We start from the raw sequence: 22,163 nt of genomic DNA on the forward strand, positions 1-22,163 counted from the left end.
CCGTACGGGTCCGCGGCGGGGCTCGGCCGGGGACCGGTCCTCAGCGGTACTCGTCCGGGGAGCGGTCGGCGCCGCCGATCTCGACTTCCCGGATGTACGCCCAGGCGTCCGGCCGGCTGCCGTCGGCGTCGGTGAACCCGTAGACCCGGGCCAGCTGCCCGCTGGAGAGGGACTGGCCGTTCCAGCGGGAGACGTCCGGGTCCGCGGCCAGGGCGGCGACCGCGCGGGCCACGTACACGGGGGACTCGGAGACCCCGAAGCCGGGGACCTTGGCGACGGCGTCGCGCCAGTTCGCCTCGGTGACCCCGAAGGCCTCCAGCATCTGTTCCGAGCGGAGCCAGCCGGGGGTGACGGACACCGCGTGGCAGCCGGTGCCCTGCAGGTCGTGGGCGAGGGTGCGGGCCATCCGGATCGGGCCGTTCTTGGCCAGGTCGTAGAAGAAGTTCTCGCGGAAGCGCTCGTTGGTCTCGGCCGTACCGTCGGTGATCTCCACGACGAGCCCGCCGGGGTTGCGGACCAGCAGCGGCAGGGCGTGCCAGCTGGTGAGGATGTGGCTCTTGACGCCCAGTTCGAGCATGCGCAGGCCCTGGTCGAGGTCGGTCTCCCAGATCCGCTTGCCGAAGACCACCAGGTGCTCCCCGCCCCAGAGGTCGTTGACGAGCAGGTCGAGGCGGCCGTGGCCGGCGTCGATGCGCTCGACCACGCCGCGCACCTGCTCCCGGTCGAGGTGGTCGGCCACCAGGGCGATGCCCTCGCCCCCGGCGGCGGTGACCAGTTCGGCCGTCTCCTCGATGGTCTCGGTGGTGCGGCCCACCTCACTGGCGCGGGCCGGTCCGGTGCGGCTGGTCCGTCCGGTGCAGTAGACGGTGGCGCCGGCCGCGCCCAGTTGCACGGCGATGGCCCGGCCCGCGCCCCGGGTGGCCCCGGCCACCAGGGCGACCTTTCCGCGGAGTGCTCCGGCCGCGGCGGGCGCGGGCCGGGGTGCTTCTCCGGGCGTTCCCCCGCGCGTGTCCTTCTCGGTGTCCGGCTGAGTTCCCATACGACGGATTCTCGCGGTGGCGGGGCACCCGTGCAGCGGTGATGCTGGACGCTGTGATGGACGAGACGGAGTTCTGGGAGATCGTCGACAGCACCCGCGAGGCCGCCGAGGGCGACCCCGAGGACCATGCCGACCTGCTCGTCGAGCGGCTGCTGCAGCTCGACCCGGACTCCGTCCTGGACTTCGCCCGGCATTTCGAGGCCCGGTACAACCGGGCGTACACCTGGGACCTGTGGGGGGCGGCCTGGGTGCTCCTCGACGGGGCGAGCGACGACGCGTTCGACTTCTTCCGGTGCTGGCTGATCGGGCAGGGCCGCGAGGTGTTCGAGGGGGCCCTGCACGAGCCGGACCGGCTGGCCGAGCTGCTGGGCGAGTTCGACGAGGCGGTGGACGGGGACGGGGAGGAGCTGGGGTACGCGGCCGACGAGGCGTACGAGCAGCTCACGGGGGCGGTGGCGCCGGACCTGGGGGTGCCGCTGCAGGCGGCGGAGCCGGAGGGGACTGCGCTGGACTTCGAGAACGAAGCCGTGCTCGCGGAGCGCTTCCCCCGGCTGTGGGACCGCTTCCGGTCCTGACCGCCGCCTGCGGGCTCGGTCAGTAGTGGGTGCCGCCGTCGATGCGGATCTCGGTGCCGGTGATGAAGGCGCCGTCCTCGGAGCCGAGCATGGCGACCACGCCGGCGACGGTCTCCGGGCCGGCGAAGCCCTGTCCGATGGCGGGGGCGAGCTTGGCGAACAGCGACCAGTCGGTGTCCTCGGGCAGGCCGGGGCCGTGGCCGGTGGTCATGCCGCTCTCGATGGAGCCGGGGGCCACGCAGACGACCCGGAGGCCCTGCTTGCTGTACTCGGCGGCCAGGGCGTGGCTCATGGACTGGATGCCGCCCTTGGAGGCCGCGTACGCCGACATGTAGGGGTGGGCGAACGAGGCCGAGGTGGAGCTGAAGTTGACGATGACGGGCCGGTCCCCGGCGAGCAGGGCGGGGAGGGACTCGCGGACCATCAGGAAGGTGCCGGTCAGGTTGACCGAGATCACCGCGTTCCACAGGTCCAGGGTGGTCTTGTGGGTGTGCTCGGAGCGGAGGATTCCGGCCGCGTTGACGAGTACGTCGATGCCGCCGAGGGCGTCCACGGCGGCCGCCACGCCCGCCGTGACCGCGGCCTCGTCGGAGATGTCGAGGAGGGCGGTGGTGAGCCGGTCGGCCGTGCCGGCGGCCTCGGCCTGCTCGGCGGTGGTCTTGAGTCCGGCCTCGCTGACGTCGGCGGCGTGGACCCGGCCGCCTTCGGCGAGGATGCGGTGGACGGTGGCCCGGCCGATGCCGGAGCCTGCTCCGGTGATCAGGACGCGGCGGCCTTCGTAGCGGTTCATGGGTTCTCCGTGGCGGTGGGGTGGGACGGGGTCCGGCCCTTCGAGCGTACCGAGAAACTGGCACGTTTTGCCAGAGTGTCATTTCACGCCATCCGAGGGAGCGGCGGCGTAGGCTTCCGGGGTGAAGTCCCCGCGCCCCTACACGCCCAGCGCCGGTCCCGGCCCGCAGTCCCTGACCGAGCGCCGCAAGGCCGCCACCCAGCTCGACATCGCGCGCGCCGCGTGCGCGCTGTTCGCGGAGCACGGTCCGGACGGGACCACCGCCGAGGACATCGCGCACGCGGCGGGGGTGGCCCTGCGCACCTTCTACCGCTACTTCCGCAGCAAGCAGGACGCGGTGGCCCCGCTGCTGGCGCGCGGCGGCGACGCGTGGCGGGGCCTGCTGGAGGCCGCCGAGCCGCGCGGCCCCGGCGCGCCCCTGCGGGAGGCGCTGGAACGGGCCGTGGCCGAGGCGCTGACGGTGCCGCCGGAAGGGGAGGAGGCGCTGCGGTGGACCCGGGGGCTGCTGCGGGCAGCCGCGGACGATCCGGCGCTGCGGGCGGTCTGGTACCGGGTGAACCAGGATTCCGAGGAGCGGTTGGTGCCGGTGCTGGGGCGGTTGGCGGGGGGTGGTGCCGACCCGCTGGAGGTGCGGCTGCTCGCGGCCGCGGCCACGGATGCGATCCGGATCGCGCTGGAGGTCTGGGCGGTGGGGGACGCCCCGACCGCCGGCCCCGGTTCCCCCGCGGACCTGGCCCTCCATTGCCTCGCCCGCCTCACGGGCGGCCTCGCGCTGCTGTCCTGACCGCCGCACGCCCTTCGGGGGCTTCCGCCCCGCACCCCCGGTCCTCGAACGCCGGACGGGCGGTGCTTCGCCCCCGCCGGGCCTTCACCTGCGGGCCGAAGTTACTGCGGACCAGGATCAAGCCCCGCCGGCGCTTGAGGCGCGGGGATCCGGGGGCGGAGCCCCCGGGGCAGGGTCGCGCGAGAGGACGAGCAGGGCCACGTCGTCCGTGAGGCCGTCCGTGAAGCGGGTCAGGTCGCGCCAGACGGCACCCGCAAGGTCGGCCCCCTCCGCCAGGAGGAAGGGAAGCCGCAGCAGCAGCGGATAGAAGGCCCCGCCCGCATCCCGCGCCTCCGTGATCCCGTCCGTGTGCAGCAGCAGCCGGTCCCCCGGCAGCAGCGGCACCGTGGCCACGCCCGCCGGCGCCACTCCCGCCAGCCCCAGCCCCAGCGGCACCCCCGTGTCCGCCGCCACCTCCCCCGCCGTCCGACCCCGCACCAGCACCGCCGGCGGATGCCCGCAGCACAGCACCCGTACGGCCCGCTGCCCGGGCGGGAACTCCAGCAGCACGGCCGTCGCGAAGAGCTCCGCGTGCGGCACCCCTGCCGAGTCGGTGACGAGCCGCCGGTCCAGCCGGGCCGCCACCGCGGTCAGTTCGGCGTCGTCGAGGACCCCTTCGCGGAAGGCGCCGAGCAGTGCGGCCACGGTGCCCACCGCCGCCAGCCCGTGCCCCTGCACGTCCCCGACCAGGGCCCGCACCCCGTAGGGCCCGTCCCGTACGTCGTACAGGTCCCCGCCGACGAGCGTGCCGCGCTGCGCCGCCCGGTAGAGCCCCGAGCAGCGCACCGGACCCACCCGTTCCGGCAGTGGGGGCAGCACCGCGAGCTGGGCCGCCTCGGCGACCGTCCGTACGCTCACGAGCTGCTGGTCCCGGCGCCGCCGCACCCAGGACAGGACCACGCTCAGCAGCCCCACCGCGGCCACCGTCGCCAGGTCGGTGCCGCGGGCGTGCGCCACCCTCAGGTGCGGGACGCCCAGCAGGACGAGCACCACGCCCGCGAACACCGAGGTGCCGGCCGCACCGTACGAGAAGGCCGCGACCGGGGGCACCGCCGCGAGGAAGAAGCCCAGCTCCACGCTGGCGGGGGTGAGCAGCTGGGCGGCCGAGAGCAGCACCAGCGCGACGACCGGCGCCACCCGGGCCCACCGGGGCGGCGGCGCCCCGCGCAGCCAGCCCGGCTCCGCCGCTCGGCGCCTGATCCTCACCCCCTCACCCTCGTACGCCCGCGCCGCCCGCGCACCCCGGGTGGCCCCGGACGGGCGCGGACCCGACAGTGGTCCCGTGACGGAAGCGAACCGGCCCGGGGCGATGAGCACCCGGCTGAACTGGCTGCGCGCCGGGGTGCTCGGCGCGAACGACGGGATCACCTCGACCGCGGGCCTGGTCGTCGGCGTGGCGGGCGCCACCACCTCCCGCGCCTCGCTGCTCGCGGCCGGGGTGGCCGGGCTGCTGGCCGGCTCGCTGTCGATGGCGGCGGGCGAGTACGTGTCGGTCAGCTCGCAGCGCGACTCGGAGCGGGCCGCGCTGGACGCCGAGCGGCAGGAGCTGGCGGCCGATCCCGAGGCGGAACTCGACGAGCTGGCGGACCTGCTGCAGGAGCGCGGGCTGAGCCGGGAGGTGGCCCGCGAGGCCGCCGAGCAGCTGAGCGCGCGGGATGCGCTGCGCGCGCACGCGCGGGTGGAGCTGGGCATCGAGCCGGACGAGCTGGCCAATCCCTGGCACGCCGCGGCCGCCAGTTTCCTGGCCTTCACGGCCGGGGCGCTGCTGCCGCTGCTGGCGATCCTGCTGCCGCCGGCCCGGCTGCGGGTGCCGGTGACGGTGGCCGCGGTGCTGGCCGCCCTGGCCGTGTGCGGGCTGGTCAGCGCGCAGCTGGGAGCCGCCCCGCGGCTCCGGGCGGTGCTGCGCAACGCGGCGGGCGGGGCCCTGGCGATGGCCGTGACGTACGTGGTCGGCCGCTGGATCGGCGCGTAGCCGGCCGAGCCGCCCCGGTCCGGCGTGCGGGCGGGCAGGATGGGGGCATGCGTATTGCGGTCACCGGCGCGTCCGGGCTCATCGGCAAGGCACTGGTGCGGTCCCTGCGGGCCGACGGGCACGAGGTGGTCCGGATGGTGCGGCGGCCGCCGCACGGGCCGGACGAGGCGGCGTGGAACCCGCAGCGGGGCACCGTGGATCCGGCCGGGCTGGCGGGCTGCGCCGCGGTGGTGCACCTGGCGGGCGCGGGCATCGGGGAACACCGCTGGACGGAGGCGTACAAGCGGGAGATCAGGGAGAGCCGGGTGGCGGGCACCACGGCCCTGTCCCGGGCGATCGCCGCCATGGACGAGCCGCCCGCGGTCCTGGTGAGCGCCTCCGGGGTGGGCTGCTACGGGGACGCCGGGGACCGGGTGCTGGACGAGGACTCCCCGCTGGGCCGGGGGTTCCTGCCCGAGGTGTGCGCCGCCTGGGAGGGGGCGACGGCCCCCGCCGCGGCGGCCGGGGTGCGGGTGGTGCTGGCCCGCAACGGCCTGGTGGTGTCGCGCACGGGCGGCGCGTGGGGGCGCATGTTCCCGCTGTTCCGGGCGGGGCTCGGGGGGCGGCTGGGCAACGGCCGGCAGTACTGGAGCTTCATCTCGCTGTACGACGAGGTCGCCGCGCTGCGCCACCTCGTCGACACGCCCGCGCTGTCCGGTCCCGTGAACGTGGTGGCGCCGGAGGCCCTGACGAACCGTGAGATCACCGCGGCCATGGGCCGGGTCCTGCACCGGCCGACGGTGTGCGCGGTGCCGGAGGCCGCCCTGCGGCTGGCGCTGGGCGAGCTGGCCCAGGACGTGCTGGGCAGTCAGCGGGCGGTGCCCCGGCGGCTGCTGGAGTCGGGTTTCCGCTTCACCTTCCCGGAGATCGACGACGCCCTGCGGGCCGCCCTGGCTGCGGCGGAGCGCTGAACTCCGGCCCGGGGGCGCACCGGCGCGACTTCGGCAGGTAGACCGAAAGCGACCGTTGTGCGACCGTCGTGCGACCACATGCGACCGGACTTGCGCCCACCCGGGGAGCGAACTCGGGTATTCCCGGGGGTGGTTGGGGGAAGGAGGATCCCCACCAGCCGCGCCGACCTCGGGGAGGGGCACGTGCTCAGCAGCGCACACCACGCGGACGTCGTCATTGTGGGAGCCGGAGTCTCGGGACTGTCGGCGGCACACCACCTCATCAACGCCGGAATATCCGTCACCGTCCTGGAGGCGGCCCCCCGGCCGGGCGGCCGGATGGCCACCGACGAGGTGGACGGCTTCCGGCTCGACCGCATCGGACACCTGCTCAACACCTCGTACCCGGAGCTCGGCAGCACCTCCGCCCTCGCGGAGCTGCGGCTGAAGACCTTCGCGCCCGGGGTGCTCGTACACGGCGAGGGCCGCCGTCCGGTGGTCACGCCGGCCGGCGGCCGGGGGCGGGTCGGCCCGGGGGCCCGGACCGCCGCCCGGGCCCTGGCCACCCGCTCCCTGGACCAGGCCCGGCTGAGCGCGGCCCTCGGCCGGCTCGCCGCCACCCCGGAGGAGCGACTGCTGGCCCGGCCCGACCGGACCGCGGCCGCCGCCCTGCCCCGCACCTTCAACGGGGTGCTGCGCCCCCTGCTGGCGGCCCTGCTCTCCGATCCGGAGCTGAGCACCTCCCGGCGGTGCGCCGACCTGGCGCTGCGCTCCTTCGCGCTGGGCCGGCTCGCGGTGCCGGAAGGCGGCGCGGCCGCCCTGCCGGACCTGCTGGCCGCCGGGCTGCCGCCGGGCACCCTGCACACCGGGGTCCGGGTGCGGTCGGTGTCCACGAGCGTGGTCACCACCGAGGAGCACGGCGAGTTCCGCTGCCGTTCGGTGCTGCTGGCCACCGGGGCCCGGGCGGCCGCGGAGCTGCTGCCCGGGCTGCGGGTGCCGGAGTTCCACCCCGTGACCGTGCTGCACCACACCGCTCCGGCCGCCCCCGCGGGGCCCGCGGCCGAGACCGCCCTGCTCCTCGACGGGGAGGGGCGCGGGCCCGTCGCGCACACGGCGGTGATGAGCGCGGTCGATCCCGCCCGGGCGCCCCGGGGGCGGGTCCTGGTCACGTCCACGGTCCTGGGGGCCGCGCAGCCGTCCGAGCGGGCGGTGCGCACCCACCTGGCGGAGCTGTACGGGACCCCGACCACGGACTGGGAGCTGCTGGCCGTGCACCACACCCCGGAGGCGGTGCCGGCCATGCCCCCGCCGCAGGACGTGTACCGGCGGGTGCGGGTGCTGGCCGGGCTGTACGTGTGCGGGGACCACCGGGACCTCAACAGCGTGCAGGGCGCGCTGCACTCGGCCCGCCGCGCGGCCCGCTCGGTCCTGCGCGACTTCGGTGTCCCGGCCGTCCCACCGCGCCTGGCGGTCCCGGCCGCAGCCTGAACCCGGGCCCGACCCGGGCACGGCCCGACCCGAACGCGGGCGGCCGTCCGGCCCTCCCCCACCTGCGGGCGGGAGGCTCGACGGCCGCCCGCCCCGCACCCCCGCACGCAACCTGCGCGCCGGGTCCCCCTACAGCAGCGCCGCCACCCGGTCCCGGTACGTCCGTACCGCGGCCGCGTCCCGGTAGGGCTCCAGGCGCCGTTCGAAGTCCCGTACGTACTCCACCGCGCGTGCCGAGCGCATCTCCAGCGCCTGCTGTGCGGCCTCGGCGCCCAGCGTGCACGCCTGGTCCAGCTCGCCCAGCCCGAGCCGGGCCGTGGCCAGCACGATCCGGCAGAACAGCCGGGAGCGCGCATAGGCGGGCGAGCGCAGCTGGAGCGAGCGCTCGGCGTGCTGGGCGGCGGCCCGGTACTGCTGGAGGTCACGGTGGCAGTGCCCGAACTCGTCCGCGAGCTGGGCCTCGTCGAAGGCCCGCGCCCAGTGCGGGGTGTCGTCGCCCGGCCGGGCCGCACCGAGCGCCCGCTCGGCCCGGACCAGCGAGGCGGTGCAGGCCCGCACCTCGCCGAGCACCCCGTGGCCGCGCGCCTCGGCCGCGTGCAGCAGGGCCTGGACCACCGGCGGCGCGCCGGAGCCCACCCCCTGCTGGGCCACCCGGGCCAGCTGCACCGCCTCCCGCCCGTGCCCCAGGTAGACCGCCTGCCGGCTCATCGTGACCAGCACGTACGCCCCGTACGCCCGGTCCCCCGCGGCCTGGGCCAGCCGCAGGGCCTGGACGTAGTACCGCTGGGCGAGCCCGTGGGCGGCGATGTCGTACGAGGTCCAGCCCGCGAGCCGGGTCAGGTCGGCAGCGGCCGCGAACAGCCGCCGCCCGGTGGTCTCCCCGTAGGTGCCGCGCAGCATGGGCTCGGCCTCGTGCTCCAGGTACCGCACGAGGGCCTGCCGGGCGTGGCCGCCGCCGTAGGCGTGGTCGAGGGCCCGGAACAGCTCGGACACCGAGCGCAGGGCGGCGATGTCCCCGCCGGTGACCCGCTGGCCGGGGCCGCGGTCGATCTGCCGCTGCCGGGGCACGGCGGCGGTGCGGGGCTGCCCGGGCACCCGCGGGCCGGCCGGTGCCTCGCCGCGGCCCACCCGCTCGTCGGCCCGCCCGATCAGCCAGTCCCGGCTGGGGACCACCAGTCCGGCCGGGGTGAAGGCGATCTTCCGCAGCTCGGCGTGGCTCCCGGAGTCCTTGCGCCACAGCCCGCTGGCGATGTCCACGGCCTCCTCGGGGGTGGCCGCGAACTCCAGCCCGGCGTAGACCGGGGCGCACGCGTCGAGGCCCAGGTCCTGGGCCGAGAGCCGGCGGCCGAGCCGGCGGGTGAAGACCTCGGCGATCAGGGCGGGGGTGGTGCCGCGGGGCTGCTGGCCGCGCAGCCACCGGGTCACCGAGGTTTTGTCGTACCGCAGGTCCAGACCGTGTTCGAGGCCGAGCTGGTCGACCCGGCGGGCGAGCCCGGCATTGGAGAAACCCGCTTCTGCGATCAGCGCCGCGAGCTGCCGGTTGGGGACGCGCTGCGGAGGTCGTTCCGTCATCGGCTACACGGTCTCCTGACTTACCGGACCGGACTCCCGGCCCTGATGAACGGCGTGAATGTAGCGGCCAACTCCCCGGTTACCGCCCCCTCTGCCCCACATTCATCCGATCGTGCGAAGAACGGGGAGGGGCCTTTACGGATCACCCCCGATGCCCTGCGTAGGCTGCCCGGCATGACCCCGCACGATCCGACCGACCCCCTGCCCGCCCCGGAGATCACGGAGGCGGAGTGCCGCCGCTGCGGGACGCTGATCGCGGGGCTCGACGGCCGGTACGCCTGCGGGGTGTGCGGCTGGGTGAACGACCACTCCGAGGGCCACCGGCGGCTGCCGCGGGCCGACGAGGACCCGGACCGGCCCCGCGGCCGCGCGGCCCGCGCCACCCCCGGCACGAAGAACCGCCAGGTCAGGAGGGCGTAGAAGACCCGCCTGCCTGCCGCCGGAGCGCCGCCGTACCCTTGCTGGAGTGCGTTACATGCACACAGCAGGTTCTACGAGGAGGCGCTGCAGTGGCTGAGCTGCGGTTTGTCCGTCTGGGCTTCGGGCCGGACGCCGTCGAGTACACCGAGGCGTGGGAAGAGCAGCGCCGGGTGCACGCGGCCCGGTTCGCCGACGAGATCGAGGACACCTGCCTGCTGGTGGAGCACCCACCCGTGTACACGGCAGGCCGGCGCACCGCCGACAGCGAGCGCCCCCTCGACGGCACCCCCGTCGTGGACGTGGACCGCGGCGGCAAGATCACCTGGCACGGCCCGGGCCAGCTGGTCGGCTACCCGATCATGAAGCTGCCGCGGCCGGTGGACGTGGTCGCCCACGTGCGCCGCCTGGAGGAGGCCCTGATCCGCACCGCCGCCGAGTTCGGCGTGGAGACCACACGGGTCGAAGGCCGCAGCGGGGTCTGGGTGCTGGGCGACGCGACCGAGGGCACGGACCGGCGGTCCCTCGGGGGCCTCTCGCTCGACTTCGACCCGCGGCTGACGGACGAGGAGTTCGACCCGCGGCTCAACGGCCCCGAGTACGCGCCCTCCAACGCCGGCCAGCGCCGCGAGGACCGCAAGCTCGCCGCCATCGGTATCCGCGTGGCCAAGGGCGTCACCATGCACGGCTTCGCGCTGAACGTGAACCCCGACAGCACCTGGTTCGACCGGATCATCCCGTGCGGGATCCGCGATGCCGGTGTGACCTCCCTCGCAGCCGAGCTGGGCCGCGAGATCACGATCGAGGAGGTCCTGCCGGTGGCCGAGCGCCACCTGAAGGACGTCCTGGAGAACGCCGACCTGCGCCCCCGCACGGTCGAGCCGGCCGCGAGCGCCTGACCCTCCGGGGGCCGGTCCGGGAAAGCACCGGGCCAGTCCCAGGTTGGCCGAGCGTAAGAGCGTACGAATTACGGGCGTACCCTGGTGGGCGCCGAGGAATCGAAGAGTCACAGGGAGCCGGTCGTGTCCGCAGTCGCACCCGACGGACGCAAGATGCTGCGCCTGGAGGTCCGCAACAGCCAGACCCCCATCGAGCGCAAGCCCGAGTGGATCAAGACCCGGGCGAAGATGGGTCCCGAGTACACGAAGATGCAGAACCTCGTGAAGGGCGAGGGGCTGCACACGGTGTGCCAGGAGGCCGGCTGTCCGAACATCTACGAATGCTGGGAGGACCGCGAGGCCACCTTCCTCATCGGCGGCGACCAGTGCACCCGGCGCTGCGACTTCTGCCAGATCGACACGGGCAAGCCCGAGGCCCTGGACCGGGACGAGCCCCGCCGCGTGGGCGAGTCCGTGGTCACCATGGACCTGAACTACGCCACGATCACCGGCGTCGCCCGCGACGACCTGGCGGACGGCGGCGCCTGGCTGTACGCGGAGACCGTGCGCCAGATCCACCAGCAGACCGCGGGCCGCGAGGGCGGCCACACCAAGGTCGAACTGCTGGCCCCCGACTTCAACGCGGTGCCGGAGCTCCTGGAGGAGGTCTTCGCCTCCCGCCCCGAGGTCTTCGCGCACAACGTCGAGACCGTCCCGCGCATCTTCAAGCGGATCCGCCCCGGCTTCCGCTACGAGCGCTCCCTGGACGTGATCACCAAGGCTCGCGAGTACGGCCTGGTCACCAAGTCCAACCTGATCCTCGGCATGGGCGAGGAGCGCGCGGAGGTCAGCGAGGCGCTGAAGGACCTCCACGAGGCGGGCTGCGAGCTCATCACGATCACGCAGTACCTGCGCCCCTCCCCGCGGCACCACCCCGTGGAGCGCTGGGTGAAGCCCGACGAGTTCGTGGAGCTCGCGAAGGAGGCCGAGGAGATCGGCTTCTCCGGCGTGATGTCGGGCCCGCTGGTCCGCTCCTCGTACCGGGCCGGGCGGCTGTACCAGCAGGCGATGGAGAAGCGGACCCAGGTCTGAGGCTTCCCCCGCGCGGCGTGTGAATTCGCGCACAAGAAGCTACTTTGCAGTAGCAGCGTGTCGAGGCGGCCCGCACCGAACCCTCCCAGGTGGGAGGGGCCGGGGCGGGCCGCTTCCGCGTGTCGGGAGCCCCAACACCGTCCGATCAAGCTTTCATCACCGTTTGACCGGCCGGTCACGCGCTGGTAACACCAATCAGTGACGCTAGCTGCACGCACCGCACACCCCCGGCTGCGCAGCTCCGAGAAGGGATCGACACCATGCAGGCCGCGCCTGTACACGCCATCGCCATCCCGAGAGTCTCCGACGCCTTCCGCGCCGTGGAATCGCTGCTCATGCGCACGGCCCGCCGCAACGCCTGGACCGCCGTCCTGGAGGACCGCCGCCGGGCCCACGACCGGGTCGAAACCGAGCACGTACTCGAGGCCGCGGCTTCCCGTACGCCGTAGGCCACGTAAACTTCGCTACATGGCGAGGAAGGCAAACGCAGCTGCCGCTGCGAACCCCGGGCGACTCAAGCAGATCGCCCTGACGTACAAGATGACCCGCAAGGCCGACCCCAAGGTCGGGCTCATCGTCGCGGGCATCGGCATCATCACCCTCGGCGTCTTCCTCGGGATCGGCTTCCTGATCGGGCACCCGGTGTACCTGGGCATCCTGGGCTTCCTGGTGGCCTTCCTGGCGATGGCGATCGTCTTCGGGCGGCGCGCCGAGCAGGCGGCCTTCGGGCAGATGGAGGGCCAGCCGGGCGCGGCCGCGGCGGTGCTGGAGAACGTCGGCCGGGGCTGGAGCACGACCCCCGCCGTCGCGATGAACCGCAGCCAGGACATCGTCCACCGCGCGGTCGGCAAGGCCGGCATCGTCCTCGTGGCCGAGGGCAACCCGAACCGGGTGAAGAGCCTGCTGGCCGCCGAGAAGAAGAAGATGGCCCGCATCCTGCCCGAGATCCCGGTGCACGACATCATCGTCGGCAACGGCGAGGGCGAGGTGCCGCTCAAGAAGGTCCGCACCACGCTGCTGAAGTACCCGCGCGTGCTGGCCGGCCCGCAGGTCACCACGGTCAACGACCGGCTGCGCGCCATGGGCGACCTGATGAGCAACATGCCGCTGCCGAAGGGCCCCATGCCGAAGGGCATGAAGATGCCCCGCGGCGGAAAGATGCGCTGACCTGCCGCTCGCGCTCGGCAGCTGACCCGCTTCGCGTACGAGAGGGGCCCCGCACCGTGACGGTGCGGGGCCCCTCTCGTACGCGTCGCGTCCCGGTCTCGTACGCGCCCGGTCCCGGGTGCGCTAGATGCGGACCTGGACGGCGCGGGCGAGGCGGTCGTGCAGGCCGCGGCCGTCGCGGTCCCAGATGACCGCGGGGATCACCAGGGCCAGCAGCACGGTGCGCAGGACCACGCGGAGGAAGCCGAGCCGGCCGCCGCCTTCGGCGACCACCCGCAGGCCCATGATCCGCTTGCCGGGCGTGGAGCCGACGGTGCCCACGGTCAGGACGACGAGCGCGACGAAGAGCGGGAGGGTCCAGTTGCCCGTGGCGCTCATGTCACCGCCGGTGATCAGCCCGTATGCGATCAGCTGGCAGGCGACCCAGTCCACGGCGAGGGCCGCGGCCCGGCGGCCGAAGCGGGCGACCGACCCGGGGCCCTGCTGCGGCAGCCCCAGGCGCTCCCCCGGGTACCCGAAGTCGACGCCCATCTCCTCGGCGGTCGAGCGGGGGCCGGAGAGCCAGGATCCGATTGCTTGCCTGTTGTCCACCCGTCCACGGTACCCGGACGCCGCACGCGCCCTTCGGGCGCCCTCGACGGGGCGCCGGTTAACTTGTGCGAAACAAATGGGTCATGCTTGAGAAATCCCGCCTGCTTATGGTCGGGACCAGCGTGCGCCACCGCACTGACGCACCACGAGCTATGCAGCCCGCCCCTGCCCGGGGGGTCGGGAGTAGGAGGAGTTGGATGTTCCAGAACGCCGACGACGCGAAGAAGTACATCGCGGACAACGACATCAAGTTCGTTGATGTCCGTTTCTGCGACCTGCCCGGTGTGATGCAGCACTTCAGCATCCCGGCGGCGGCGTTCGACCCGTCCGAGGAGCTCGCCTTCGACGGGTCCTCGATCCGCGGCTTCCAGGCGATCCACGAGTCGGACATGGCCCTGCGCGCCGACCTGTCGACCGCGCGCCTGGACCCGTTCCGCCGCGACAAGACGCTGAACATCAACTTCTTCATCCACGACCCGATCACGGGCGAGGCCTACAGCCGCGACCCGCGCAACATCGCGAAGAAGGCCGAGGCGTACCTCGCCTCCACCGGCATCGCCGACACCGCGTACTTCGGCCCCGAGGCCGAGTTCTACGTGTTCGACTCGGTGCGCTTCGCCACCTCCGCGAACGAGGGCTTCTACCACATCGACTCCGAGGCCGGCGCCTGGAACACCGGCAAGGAGGAGAACAACCGCGGCTACAAGGTCCGCTACAAGGGCGGCTACTTCCCGGTCGCCCCGGTCGACCACTTCGCCGACCTGCGCGCCGAGATCTCCCTCGAGCTGGACGCCCAGGGCCTCCAGGTCGAGCGCCAGCACCACGAGGTCGGCACCGGCGGCCAGGCCGAGATCAACTACAAGTTCAACACGCTGCTCGCCGCGGCCGACGACCTGATGCTCTTCAAGTACATCGTGAAGAACGTCGCCTGGCGCAACGGCAAGACCGCGACCTTCATGCCGAAGCCGATCTTCGGCGACAACGGCTCGGGCATGCACGTCCACCAGTCGCTGTGGCAGGGCGGCGAGCCGCTCTTCTACGACGAGACCGGCTACGCGGGCCTGTCGGACACCGCCCGCTACTACATCGGCGGCATCCTCAAGCACGCCCCGTCGCTGCTGGCCTTCACCAACCCGACGGTGAACTCCTACCACCGCCTGGTGCCGGGCTTCGAGGCCCCGGTCAACATGGTGTACTCGCAGCGCAACCGCTCCGCCGCCATGCGCATCCCGATCACCGGCTCGAACCCGAAGGCCAAGCGCGTCGAGTTCCGTGCGCCGGACCCGTCCTCCAACCCGTACCTGGCCTTCTCGGCGCTGCTGCTGGCCGGCCTCGACGGTGTGAAGAACAAGATCGAGCCGATGGAGCCGATCGACAAGGACCTCTACGAGCTCGCCCCCGACGAGCACGCGGCCGTCCCGCAGGTCCCGACCTCCCTGGACGCGGTGCTCACCGCCCTGGAGAACGACAACGAGTACCTCCAGGCCGGCGGCGTCTTCACCGCGGACCTCATCGAGACCTGGATCGACTACAAGCGCACGCACGAGATCGCCCCGATCCAGCTGCGCCCGCACCCGCACGAGTTCGAGCTGTACTTCGACCTTTAAGCCGGACGCGCGGTAGTCGCGCAGTCGCCGCCGGAGCCCCGGCACCCTCCGCGAGGGTGCCGGGGCTCCGGCCGTTGCGCGGGGTCAGGCCTGCAGGCCGGTGATCAGGTTGCGCACGAGCCGGCACGTCGTGTTGGACGGGCGGCGGATGCCGGTGCGGGCGGCCATGGTGCGGATCTTGCGGTTGGTGGCCCGCTTCGCGTCGTACGTGCCGGTGTCGAGCAGGAATATCGCCAGGCGCATCGCCTTGAGGCGACGGTTGTGCGTCTCGTACCACTCACGGGGCAGGCCCGCCGGCAGGGGCTTCTTCTGCGGCGGGGAAACGGATACGGCAGCGGTCATCGGCAGCCTCCCGAAGGGTGGTGTCGGACTGTTTGTTGCTGCTTCGATTTTACGGCGGGGCACTGACAAAAGGCCCTGGCCAGCGGCCACTTCGGAAGGCCCGCGGGTACCGTGGGGGCATGGAGATCTGGATCAATCCCGCGTGCTCGAAGTGCCGCAGCGCCCTGCACCTGCTGGACGAGGAGGGGGCGTCGTACACGGTGCGCCGCTACCTGGAGGACGTGCCGTCCGAGGAGGAGATCCGGGCCGTGCTGGAGCGGCTCGGGCTGGAGCCGTGGGACATCACGCGCACGGGGGAGGCGGCGGCGAAGGAGGCGGGGCTGAAGGACTGGCCGCGGGATGCGGGGGCGCGGGGGCGGTGGATCGCGGAGCTGGCGCGGCAGCCGAAGCTGATTCAGCGGCCGATCATCACTGCGGACGACGGCAGTGCCGTCGTTGCGCGGACGCCGGAGGCGGTGCGGGAGGCGCTGGCGCGTTCCGCGGACTGACTTCGGGGCTCCGCCCCGGACCCCGGTCCTCAAACGCCGGACGGGCTGGATTTCGCCCCGCCGGACGGCGCCCCGCCGGACGGCAGGCGACGCGATTTCGCCCCGCCGGAGATCGGGGCGCCGGGGTCCGGGGGTGGAGCCTTCGGAAGCGGTACGTTGGCGGGCGGCGGAAGGAGGCCCGTTGGGCGGGCAGGCGGTTGCGGGGCGGCCCAGGCCGCCGGTGGCGCGGCACGGCGCCGACTGGATGTTCGGCGGTGTGTACGGGACGGTCCTGGCGAGCGCCCTGCTGGCCGCGCTGCAAGGTGATTCCGGGCCGTACACCCCGTACTACGACGCCGCCTGGGTCCTGGTGACCGCGGGCGCGGCCGGTCTCGCCCACGGTTACGCCCACCACATGGCCACGCACCGGCGCGGTTCGGCCGGGCACCGGTGGCGGCTGCTGGGCCGGGCCCTGCTGGACGAGTGGCCGCTCGTGCTGGCCACCCTGCCCACCGTCCTGCTGCTGCTCGCCTCCGGGCTCTGGGGCTGGAGCGAGCAGTCGGCGACGGCGTTCGGGCTCGGGCTGAACACCGCGCTGCTCTTCGCCTGGGGCGCCTTCGTGGCGCTGCGGCTCGGCTACGGGTTGGGCTCGGCGGTCGGCATCGGGGTGGCGGACGCGGCGATCGGGCTGGCCATCATCGCCGCGAACGCGGTCATCAAGTAGGGCGGCCGCCCAGCTGCGCCTCGGCCTCGGCGAGGAGCTCCGTCAGGCGCAGCCCGAAGGCGGCGTCGCACGGGTGGGGCTCCCCGGTGCGGGCAGCCGCCAGCAGGGCGTCCAGGGCCCGCCGGAAGGCGCCGGGCACGTCGGTCCACTCCGGCAGCGAGGTCACGCCGTGGGTGCCGCGCAGTTCGATGCCGACCCCGGACGCCGCCCTGGGCGCGGCGAGGGTCAGGGCGGCGGTGCTGGAGGCCCCGGAGGCGTGGCGCAGCACCAGGTGGACGGTGCCGGCGGGGCCGGGGACCGCGGTGAGGCCGGTGACCTCCCCGAGCACGGGGATCAGCACGGACAGGGCGTGCGGTCCGACGTCCCACAGCCCGCCCTTCTCGCGCCGCCAGGGCGAGGCCGCGTACGGGCTCTGCGGGCCCTCTTCCGCGTAGAGGGACCCGTACCAGTGCGCGTCGGCGGTGAACCAGCCCTCGCGGGCCGCCTGTTCGGCGACCCAGCCGGCGGCGGGCTCGGCGAAGCGGAGGGTGAGGAAGACGACGGAGGCGACCCCGGCGCGGGCGGCGGCAGCGGCCACCGCCGTTGCGTCGGCGACGGTGGTCGCGACGGGTTTGTCGAGGAGGAGGTGGCAGCCGGCCGCGGCGGCCCGTACGGCCAGGGGGGCCTGTACGTCCGGGGGCAGGGCGAAGGCCACCGCGTCGCAGTCGGCGAACAGGGCGTCCGGGTCCTCGTACACGGGTACGCCGTACGGTCCGGCGAGTTCCGCGGCGGCCTCGGGGCGGCGGCCCCAGATGCCGGCGAAGACGGAGCCGGGGTGCCCCGCGAGGGCGGGCGCGTGGGTGCGGGCGGCCCAGGGGCCGGTGCCGAGCAGGCCGATCCGCGGCAGGGCGGCGGCCTGCCGATCGTCGGAACGTTCGACTGGCGTCAAATCGTACGAAATGCTCACGCGGACAGTGTGCCCCACGCCCGGCCCCGTACCGCTCCGGACACCCTCCCGGACGCCCGGGAGGGTGCTGAAACCCCGGTAACACGGGGTTCACACCCGGGCAACGGACGGGAAATCGCGGATTGGCACGCTGCGGGCATCACCGCAGCACCCGCAGAGTCTGCGCCGGAGCGACGCACCGAAGGATGGGGCCCGTGGCTTTCAAGGCTGAGTACATCTGGATCGACGGCACCGAGCCGACGGCGAAGCTTCGCTCGAAGACGAAGATCATCGCCGGGAGCGCCCCCGCGGACGTGGCCGAGCTGCCCATCTGGGGCTTCGACGGGTCCAGCACCAACCAGGCCGAGGGCCACGCCTCCGACCGCGTGCTCCAGCCGGTGTTCTCCTGCCCGGACCCGATCCGCGGCGGCGGCAGCATCCTCGTGCTGTGCGAGGTCCTGAACATCGACCTGACCCCCCACGAGTCCAACACCCGTGCACTGCTGCGCCCGGTGGCCGAGAAGTTCGCCGGCCAGGAGCCGATCTTCGGCATCGAGCAGGAGTACACCTTCTTCGACGGGGTCCGCCCGCTGGGCTTCCCGGTCGGCGGCTTCCCGGCCGCGCAGGGCGGCTACTACTGCGGTGTCGGCTCGGACGAGATCTTCGGCCGCGACATCGTCGAGAAGCACCTCGACCACTGCCTGGCCGCCGGCCTCGACATCTCGGGCATCAACGCCGAGGTCATGCCCGGCCAGTGGGAGTTCCAGGTGGGCCCGCTCGGCCCGCTGGAGGTCGCGGACCAGCTGTGGATCGCGCGCTGGCTGCTCTACCGCACGGCGGAGGACTTCAACGTCTCCGCGACGCTCAACCCCAAGCCGGTGAAGGGCGACTGGAACGGTGCGGGCGCGCACACCAACTTCTCCACGAAGGCGATGCGCGAGGACTACCGCGCCATCATCTCCGCGTGCGAGGCGCTGGGCGAGGGCAGCAAGCCGCTCGACCACGTGAAGAACTACGGCGCCGGCATCGACGAGCGCCTGACAGGTCTGCACGAGACCGCCCCCTGGAACGAGTTCAGCTACGGGGTCTCCGACCGCGGCGCCTCGGTCCGCATCCCGTGGCAGGTCGAGAAGGACGGCAAGGGCTACATCGAGGACCGCCGCCCGAACGCGAACGTGGACCCGTACGTGGTGACCCGTCTGATCACGGACACCTGCTGCACCGGCCTGGAGAAGGACGGCCTGGTCTGACGGCGCGGGCCGGTCCGGGCAGGTCCGGCCGGCCGCCGTCCGCCCACCGCCGGCAGAGGCGCCCGCCGTTCGCGTGCGGGCGCCTCTGTGCGTCTCGGTCCGTGGACGGCCCGCCGCATCTCGAATCTGCATCGCCGCACCCTCGGGAAGGGCTCCGACCTGCCGAAGTAGTTGCGGAGGTCCACATTCCGTATCACCAGGTGAGAGGGGGTCTGATGCCGGGAGCGACCATCTGCTTGAATGTCCCCATGGCCAGCCACTCGCACACCTCGACCGGTCGCAGCGACCTCGAACCGTTCTGGCCCTCCCGTCAGCACCACGACTTCGACCGGGTGTGTTGCCGCGCGAAGAACGCGCCGGCCCTCTAACGCCTCCAGGCATCGACTGCCCTGACAGGCCTTCGGTCTGCGCGGAACGACGTACGTCCCCTGCCGACGACTCCGCGTGAAAGAGCTGACCACTCATGGCGAACACCCGTACCCTCGCTCCTGCCGCCTCCTCCGCTGCGACCGCCCCCCTGACCTTCCCCTCCCCCCGGCACCGCCTGCGCGCCGTCGAACGCGACGAGGTGCGGGCACCGGCCGTGGCCGACTTCCTGCCGCCCGGCGCCACCTGGCTGCCGGCTCCCCCGCACACCCTGCCCACGCTGCCGGGACGGCCGCCGATGGTCGGCTACCTGGTGCTCGTGCCGGCCGACCAGCAGCCCCCGGCCGTCTTCGCACCGCCGCAGGCGGCCCCCGCCCCCGCCGCACCCGAGGGGGACGCCCTCGTACGGATCGACTCCGCGCAGCGCACCGCCGAGGTGGACGGGAAGCTGCTGGACCTGACCTACCTGGAGTTCGAGCTGCTGGCCCACCTGGTGGCGAACCCGCACCGGGTGCACAGCCGGGACCAGCTCGTCACCACGGTCTGGGGCTACGGCCACGTGGGCGACGGCCGGACGGTCGACGTCCACATCGCCCGGCTGCGGCGCAAGCTGGGCGCGGCCAACCGCGGGGCGATCCAGACGGTCCGCCGGGTGGGCTACAAGTACGCGCCCTGACCGGCGGCGCGCGCACGCGCGCGAGAACGGCGGTGGGCCCGCGCTCCCGGACGGAGTGCGGGCCCACCGGCGTACGGTCCGGCTCCCGTTACGCGGCGGCCGCCTTGCGGCGCGCCACCAGGCCGAGGACGGCGTCCAGGACGAGGAAGGCCACCAGGCTGATCCCGAGCAGCGGGACGAACCAGCCGACGAGGGCGGTGCAGGCGGCCGCCGGCAGCAGGGCCGTGACCGGGAGGCGGCGCCAGGCGCCGCGCGGCTGCGGGCGGCCGAAGGACAGGCTGCGGTCCTTGGTCGGGCGGCGCAGCCACCACATGCGGTAGCCCCAGAAGACGAGGAACATCACGGCGAGCGCGAGCGCGGCCAGCAGCAGCTGGTTGACCAGGCCGAACATGACGCCCATGTGGGCGTCGATGCCGAAGCGGGTCAGCTTGGCGAGGAGGGGGTGGTCGGCGAAGCGGAGGCTGTCGATGAGGCTGCCGTCCGCGGGGTTCACGGAGACGGCGTCGAGGTGGACGGGGAACTGCTTGTCGCGCTCCTTGACCACGTAGCCCTTGCCCTCGGCGGGCAGGGAGATCTGGAGGCTCTCGGTGACCCCGGCCTGCTTCGCGGCCTCGACCACGCGGTCGATGCCGACGTCCCGGCCCTGGGGTGCGGGGGCCGTGCCGGTGTGGCCGTGGTGGCCGGCGTGCTCGTCGCCGCCGCCGGCGGCGCCGTCGAGCGCGGCGGAGACGGACGGGGTGGCCCCGCCGAGGCGGTCCTGGAGCTGCCCGATGTTCTCGCCGGCGTACGTGGACCAGGTCAGGCCGGTCGCGGAGAGGACGACCAGGCCGGCGGTGGCCCACAGGCCCACCGTGGCGTGCCAGGAGAGGGTCTTGCGGCGGCCGGTGGCCTTGCGGTCGGGCAGGACGAGGGCGGCGCGGCGGGTGCGGCGGCGGCCGATCCAGAGCGCGAGGCCGCCGAGGGCGACCACCCACATCCAGCTGGCGGCGAGCTCGCTGTACATCCGGCCGGTCTCGCCGAGCTGGAGGTTGGCGTGCAGGCCCGAGAGCCAGGCGCGCAGGGGCAGGGCGTCGCCGGAGGTCTCCAGCTGCCCGCGGACCCGCGCGGTGTAGGGGTCGACGAAGACGGTCAGGCTCATGTCCTCGGCCAGGCCGGGGGCCTCCATGAGCACCCTGGTGGTGGCCTCGGCGTCGGGCGCCGGCCAGACGGAGACGACCTCGCCCTCGGGGGCGGCGGCGGTGGCGGCGGCGACCTGCTCGGAGAGCGGGCGGGCGACGGCTCCGGCCGCCGGGGCGGAGACCGTGAGTTCGTCGGCGTAGACGATCTTCTCGGCCTGGAAGGAGAGGGCGTAGAGGAGGCCGGTGACGGCGGCGAGGAACAGCAGCGGGGCGATGAGCACGCCCGCGTAGAAGTGCATGCGCAGCAGCAGCGGGCGGACGGCGGCCCAGGCGCCGGCCCGGCTGGTGCCGGTGTCGGCGTCGGTGGCGGCTGCGGTGCCGGAGTCGGCTGCGGTCTCGGCTGCGGTGCCGGAGTCGGCGGTGTGCTCGGGGTCCGGGTCGGTGCCGGCGGCGGGGTCCCCGGCGGGGACGGCGCTGAGTTCGTCAGTGGCCATGATGGTCCTAGGTGTGCGCGAAGACATGGGGAGACGACCCCCAGTCGCGCCGGTTCGCCGCAGGTCAGGCGCAGGCAGGACGGCCGGGGGCCGTGGTGCGGAGGGTGCTGCGCAGGACCGGGGGGCCGCGCCGGACCAGGGCGTGGGCGGCCACGGCTCCGCGCAGCCGCCGGGGCCGGGTGTGCGGGCGGGGGCGCGGGGCGCGGCCGGGCTGGGCGGCCGGGACGGTCCGCACCAGGGCCAGGACGCGCAGCAGCGGCCGGGCCGCCAGGACGCCCAGGGCCCGCAGGGCGCGGGCCAGCCGGAAGACGGCGGCCTCGCCGCGGGCCAGCCAGAGGGCGCAGAAGAGCGCGGCGGCCGCGTGGGCCGCGGTCATGCCGAGGGTGCCGTGGCCGGCCATCCCGGCCATGTCGCCCGCCATGCCCGCCATGCCCGCCATGTCGCCGGCCATGCCGGTCGCGTCGCCGGCCGTGCCCGCCATGTGGCCCGCCGCGCCGCCCGTCCCGGCGGCGCCGACGGCACCTGCGGGCAGGCCGTGCGCGGTGTGGCCGGACGGGTGGCCGGGCAGGGCGCGGACCTCGGCGGCCAGGGACTCCGTACGGGCGAAGAACAGGTGGAGGGCGCCTTGGAGGCCGGTCAGGCCGGCTGCGATGGCGAGGGTGCCGCGGCGGCGGCCGGCGGCGAGCCAGCCCAGGGCCGCAATCACCCCGAAGGCGGTCAGGAGTACCTCGAACGGAACATCCCCGCCAGACATGTACGAATGCCCTGCAGCCGCCAAAGCCACGCACACCGCCGCGAACATCGCGGCCCGCAGAGCGCGCAGTGGCGATCGGACATCTGTCATGACCTGCACATGCTCGC

At 74.0% G+C, this 22,163-nt stretch carries 24 protein-coding genes; 15 read left to right on the forward strand and 9 right to left on the reverse strand.

All coding sequences use genetic code 11. The features are described from left to right. Positions 1–40: 40 nt before the first annotated feature. The gene (locus ACZ407_RS28080; RefSeq protein ID WP_468133009.1) at positions 41–1,039 is read right to left on the reverse strand and encodes an SDR family oxidoreductase; all 999 of its coding nucleotides are present in this window, start codon (positions 1,037–1,039) and stop codon (positions 41–43) included. A gap of 56 nt (positions 1,040–1,095) precedes the next feature. On the opposite strand from ACZ407_RS28080, the gene ACZ407_RS28085 reads away from it, so the two are divergent. After that, positions 1,096–1,614 carry a DUF4240 domain-containing protein gene (locus tag ACZ407_RS28085; RefSeq protein WP_468133081.1) on the forward strand — a complete coding sequence of 173 codons (519 nt, stop codon included), beginning with the start codon at positions 1,096–1,098 and terminating at the stop codon, positions 1,612–1,614. Positions 1,615–1,633: 19 nt separating this feature from the next. Here ACZ407_RS28085 and ACZ407_RS28090 read toward each other — a convergent pair whose 3' ends face one another. Then, positions 1,634–2,404 (reverse strand): SDR family NAD(P)-dependent oxidoreductase, encoded by a 771-nt coding sequence (locus tag ACZ407_RS28090; protein ID WP_468133011.1) that lies wholly within the window; start codon positions 2,402–2,404, stop codon positions 1,634–1,636. 121 nt (positions 2,405–2,525) lie between these two features. Here ACZ407_RS28090 and ACZ407_RS28095 point away from each other — a divergent pair, with 121 nt between their 5' ends. Beyond that, positions 2,526–3,188, forward strand: coding sequence for a TetR family transcriptional regulator (locus ACZ407_RS28095; protein ID WP_468133013.1), 663 nt, complete (start codon positions 2,526–2,528; stop codon positions 3,186–3,188). Positions 3,189–3,305: 117 nt separating this feature from the next. On the opposite strand, the gene ACZ407_RS28100 is transcribed toward ACZ407_RS28095, so the two are convergent. After that, positions 3,306–4,433, reverse strand: coding sequence for a PP2C family protein-serine/threonine phosphatase (locus ACZ407_RS28100; protein WP_468133015.1), 1,128 nt, complete (start codon positions 4,431–4,433; stop codon positions 3,306–3,308). A gap of 103 nt (positions 4,434–4,536) precedes the next feature. Between ACZ407_RS28100 and ACZ407_RS28105 the strand changes: the two genes are divergently transcribed. From ACZ407_RS28105 to ACZ407_RS28115, 3 genes are all read left to right on the forward strand, one after another. Beyond that, positions 4,537–5,199 carry a VIT1/CCC1 transporter family protein gene (locus tag ACZ407_RS28105; RefSeq protein WP_468133083.1) on the forward strand — a complete coding sequence of 221 codons (663 nt, stop codon included), beginning with the start codon at positions 4,537–4,539 and terminating at the stop codon, positions 5,197–5,199. Positions 5,200–5,246: 47 nt separating this feature from the next. Beyond that, a complete protein-coding gene (locus ACZ407_RS28110; RefSeq protein ID WP_468133017.1) occupies positions 5,247–6,149 on the forward strand; it encodes a TIGR01777 family oxidoreductase in 903 nt (300 codons plus the stop codon). Positions 6,150–6,332: 183 nt separating this feature from the next. Next, positions 6,333–7,616, forward strand: coding sequence for an NAD(P)/FAD-dependent oxidoreductase (locus tag ACZ407_RS28115; RefSeq protein ID WP_468133019.1), 1,284 nt, complete (start codon positions 6,333–6,335; stop codon positions 7,614–7,616). Positions 7,617–7,745: 129 nt separating this feature from the next. On the opposite strand, the gene ACZ407_RS28120 is transcribed toward ACZ407_RS28115, so the two are convergent. After that, positions 7,746–9,188: a regulator gene (locus ACZ407_RS28120; RefSeq protein ID WP_468133021.1), complete on the reverse strand. Its 1,443-nt coding sequence runs from the start codon at positions 9,186–9,188 to the stop codon at positions 7,746–7,748. A gap of 174 nt (positions 9,189–9,362) precedes the next feature. Between ACZ407_RS28120 and ACZ407_RS28125 the strand changes: the two genes are divergently transcribed. The 5 genes from ACZ407_RS28125 to ACZ407_RS28145 all read left to right on the forward strand — a co-directional run bounded on the left by ACZ407_RS28125 (position 9,363) and on the right by ACZ407_RS28145 (position 12,742). Then, positions 9,363–9,608 (forward strand): hypothetical protein, encoded by a 246-nt coding sequence (locus tag ACZ407_RS28125; RefSeq protein WP_468133023.1) that lies wholly within the window; start codon positions 9,363–9,365, stop codon positions 9,606–9,608. An 89-nt stretch (positions 9,609–9,697) separates the two neighbouring features. Further along, a complete protein-coding gene (gene lipB / locus ACZ407_RS28130) occupies positions 9,698–10,504 on the forward strand; it encodes a lipoyl(octanoyl) transferase LipB (protein WP_468133025.1) in 807 nt (268 codons plus the stop codon). A 123-nt stretch (positions 10,505–10,627) separates the two neighbouring features. Beyond that, a complete protein-coding gene (gene lipA / locus ACZ407_RS28135; protein WP_468133027.1) occupies positions 10,628–11,575 on the forward strand; it encodes a lipoyl synthase in 948 nt (315 codons plus the stop codon). 260 nt (positions 11,576–11,835) lie between these two features. Beyond that, complete coding sequence (locus tag ACZ407_RS28140) at positions 11,836–12,024, forward strand: SCO2195 family GlnR-regulated protein (protein WP_468133029.1); 189 nt, start codon at positions 11,836–11,838, stop codon at positions 12,022–12,024. 19 nt (positions 12,025–12,043) lie between these two features. Then, entirely contained in the window at positions 12,044–12,742 is a 699-nt protein-coding gene (locus ACZ407_RS28145; protein ID WP_468133031.1) for a DUF4191 domain-containing protein, read from the forward strand. A 123-nt stretch (positions 12,743–12,865) separates the two neighbouring features. Here ACZ407_RS28145 and ACZ407_RS28150 read toward each other — a convergent pair whose 3' ends face one another. After that, the gene (locus ACZ407_RS28150; protein ID WP_468133033.1) at positions 12,866–13,333 is read right to left on the reverse strand and encodes an RDD family protein; all 468 of its coding nucleotides are present in this window, start codon (positions 13,331–13,333) and stop codon (positions 12,866–12,868) included. Between the two features lie 197 nt (positions 13,334–13,530). Here ACZ407_RS28150 and glnA point away from each other — a divergent pair, with 197 nt between their 5' ends. Continuing rightward, entirely contained in the window at positions 13,531–14,940 is a 1,410-nt protein-coding gene (glnA, locus tag ACZ407_RS28155; protein WP_468133035.1) for a type I glutamate--ammonia ligase, read from the forward strand. 84 nt (positions 14,941–15,024) lie between these two features. Here the strand turns inward: glnA and ACZ407_RS28160 are convergent, their stop codons facing one another. Beyond that, positions 15,025–15,282, reverse strand: coding sequence for a hypothetical protein (locus ACZ407_RS28160; protein WP_468133037.1), 258 nt, complete (start codon positions 15,280–15,282; stop codon positions 15,025–15,027). Between the two features lie 119 nt (positions 15,283–15,401). On the opposite strand from ACZ407_RS28160, the gene ACZ407_RS28165 reads away from it, so the two are divergent. Further along, entirely contained in the window at positions 15,402–15,770 is a 369-nt protein-coding gene (locus tag ACZ407_RS28165; RefSeq protein ID WP_468133039.1) for an ArsC/Spx/MgsR family protein, read from the forward strand. Positions 15,771–15,951: 181 nt separating this feature from the next. Beyond that, positions 15,952–16,473 (forward strand): hypothetical protein, encoded by a 522-nt coding sequence (locus ACZ407_RS28170; protein WP_468133041.1) that lies wholly within the window; start codon positions 15,952–15,954, stop codon positions 16,471–16,473. On the opposite strand, the gene ACZ407_RS28175 is transcribed toward ACZ407_RS28170, so the two are convergent. Beyond that, positions 16,466–17,413: a Gfo/Idh/MocA family protein gene (locus tag ACZ407_RS28175; protein WP_468133085.1), complete on the reverse strand. Its 948-nt coding sequence runs from the start codon at positions 17,411–17,413 to the stop codon at positions 16,466–16,468. The two genes, ACZ407_RS28170 and ACZ407_RS28175, sit on opposite strands and share 8 nt — an antisense overlap. 200 nt (positions 17,414–17,613) lie before the next feature. Between ACZ407_RS28175 and glnII the strand changes: the two genes are divergently transcribed. Both glnII and ACZ407_RS28185 read left to right on the forward strand, forming a co-directional pair. Beyond that, entirely contained in the window at positions 17,614–18,648 is a 1,035-nt protein-coding gene (gene glnII, locus ACZ407_RS28180) for a glutamine synthetase (protein ID WP_468133043.1), read from the forward strand. A 463-nt stretch (positions 18,649–19,111) separates the two neighbouring features. Continuing rightward, positions 19,112–19,690, forward strand: a complete 579-nt coding sequence (locus tag ACZ407_RS28185; protein WP_468133045.1) for a winged helix-turn-helix domain-containing protein — start codon at positions 19,112–19,114, stop codon at positions 19,688–19,690. 88 nt (positions 19,691–19,778) lie between these two features. Here the strand turns inward: ACZ407_RS28185 and ACZ407_RS28190 are convergent, their stop codons facing one another. Both ACZ407_RS28190 and ACZ407_RS28195 read right to left on the reverse strand, forming a co-directional pair. Beyond that, complete coding sequence (locus tag ACZ407_RS28190) at positions 19,779–21,302, reverse strand: PepSY-associated TM helix domain-containing protein (protein WP_468133047.1); 1,524 nt, start codon at positions 21,300–21,302, stop codon at positions 19,779–19,781. A gap of 64 nt (positions 21,303–21,366) precedes the next feature. Then, positions 21,367–22,056, reverse strand: a complete 690-nt coding sequence (locus ACZ407_RS28195) for a hypothetical protein (protein ID WP_468133049.1) — start codon at positions 22,054–22,056, stop codon at positions 21,367–21,369. Positions 22,057–22,163 lie beyond the last annotated feature (107 nt).

Source organism: Streptomyces sp. NPDC030809 (assembly GCF_055572195.1).

Excerpts from the sequence above, each read along its gene's own strand:
- ACZ407_RS28080 (WP_468133009.1), bottom strand. The coding sequence starts at position 1,039 with ATGGGAACTCAGCCGGACACCGAGAAGGACACGCGCGGGGGAACGCCC.
- ACZ407_RS28085 (WP_468133081.1), top strand. The coding sequence starts at position 1,096 with ATGGACGAGACGGAGTTCTGGGAGATCGTCGACAGCACCCGCGAGGCC.
- ACZ407_RS28090 (WP_468133011.1), bottom strand. The coding sequence starts at position 2,404 with ATGAACCGCTACGAAGGCCGCCGCGTCCTGATCACCGGAGCAGGCTCC.
- ACZ407_RS28105 (WP_468133083.1), top strand. The coding sequence starts at position 4,537 with ATGAGCACCCGGCTGAACTGGCTGCGCGCCGGGGTGCTCGGCGCGAAC.
- ACZ407_RS28110 (WP_468133017.1), top strand. The coding sequence starts at position 5,247 with ATGCGTATTGCGGTCACCGGCGCGTCCGGGCTCATCGGCAAGGCACTG.
- ACZ407_RS28120 (WP_468133021.1), bottom strand. The coding sequence starts at position 9,188 with ATGACGGAACGACCTCCGCAGCGCGTCCCCAACCGGCAGCTCGCGGCG.
- ACZ407_RS28125 (WP_468133023.1), top strand. The coding sequence starts at position 9,363 with ATGACCCCGCACGATCCGACCGACCCCCTGCCCGCCCCGGAGATCACG.
- ACZ407_RS28140 (WP_468133029.1), top strand. The coding sequence starts at position 11,836 with ATGCAGGCCGCGCCTGTACACGCCATCGCCATCCCGAGAGTCTCCGAC.
- ACZ407_RS28145 (WP_468133031.1), top strand. The coding sequence starts at position 12,044 with ATGGCGAGGAAGGCAAACGCAGCTGCCGCTGCGAACCCCGGGCGACTC.
- glnA (WP_468133035.1), top strand. The coding sequence starts at position 13,531 with ATGTTCCAGAACGCCGACGACGCGAAGAAGTACATCGCGGACAACGAC.
- ACZ407_RS28160 (WP_468133037.1), bottom strand. The coding sequence starts at position 15,282 with ATGACCGCTGCCGTATCCGTTTCCCCGCCGCAGAAGAAGCCCCTGCCG.
- ACZ407_RS28165 (WP_468133039.1), top strand. The coding sequence starts at position 15,402 with ATGGAGATCTGGATCAATCCCGCGTGCTCGAAGTGCCGCAGCGCCCTG.
- ACZ407_RS28185 (WP_468133045.1), top strand. The coding sequence starts at position 19,112 with ATGGCGAACACCCGTACCCTCGCTCCTGCCGCCTCCTCCGCTGCGACC.
- ACZ407_RS28190 (WP_468133047.1), bottom strand. The coding sequence starts at position 21,302 with ATGGCCACTGACGAACTCAGCGCCGTCCCCGCCGGGGACCCCGCCGCC.
- ACZ407_RS28195 (WP_468133049.1), bottom strand. The coding sequence starts at position 22,056 with ATGTCTGGCGGGGATGTTCCGTTCGAGGTACTCCTGACCGCCTTCGGG.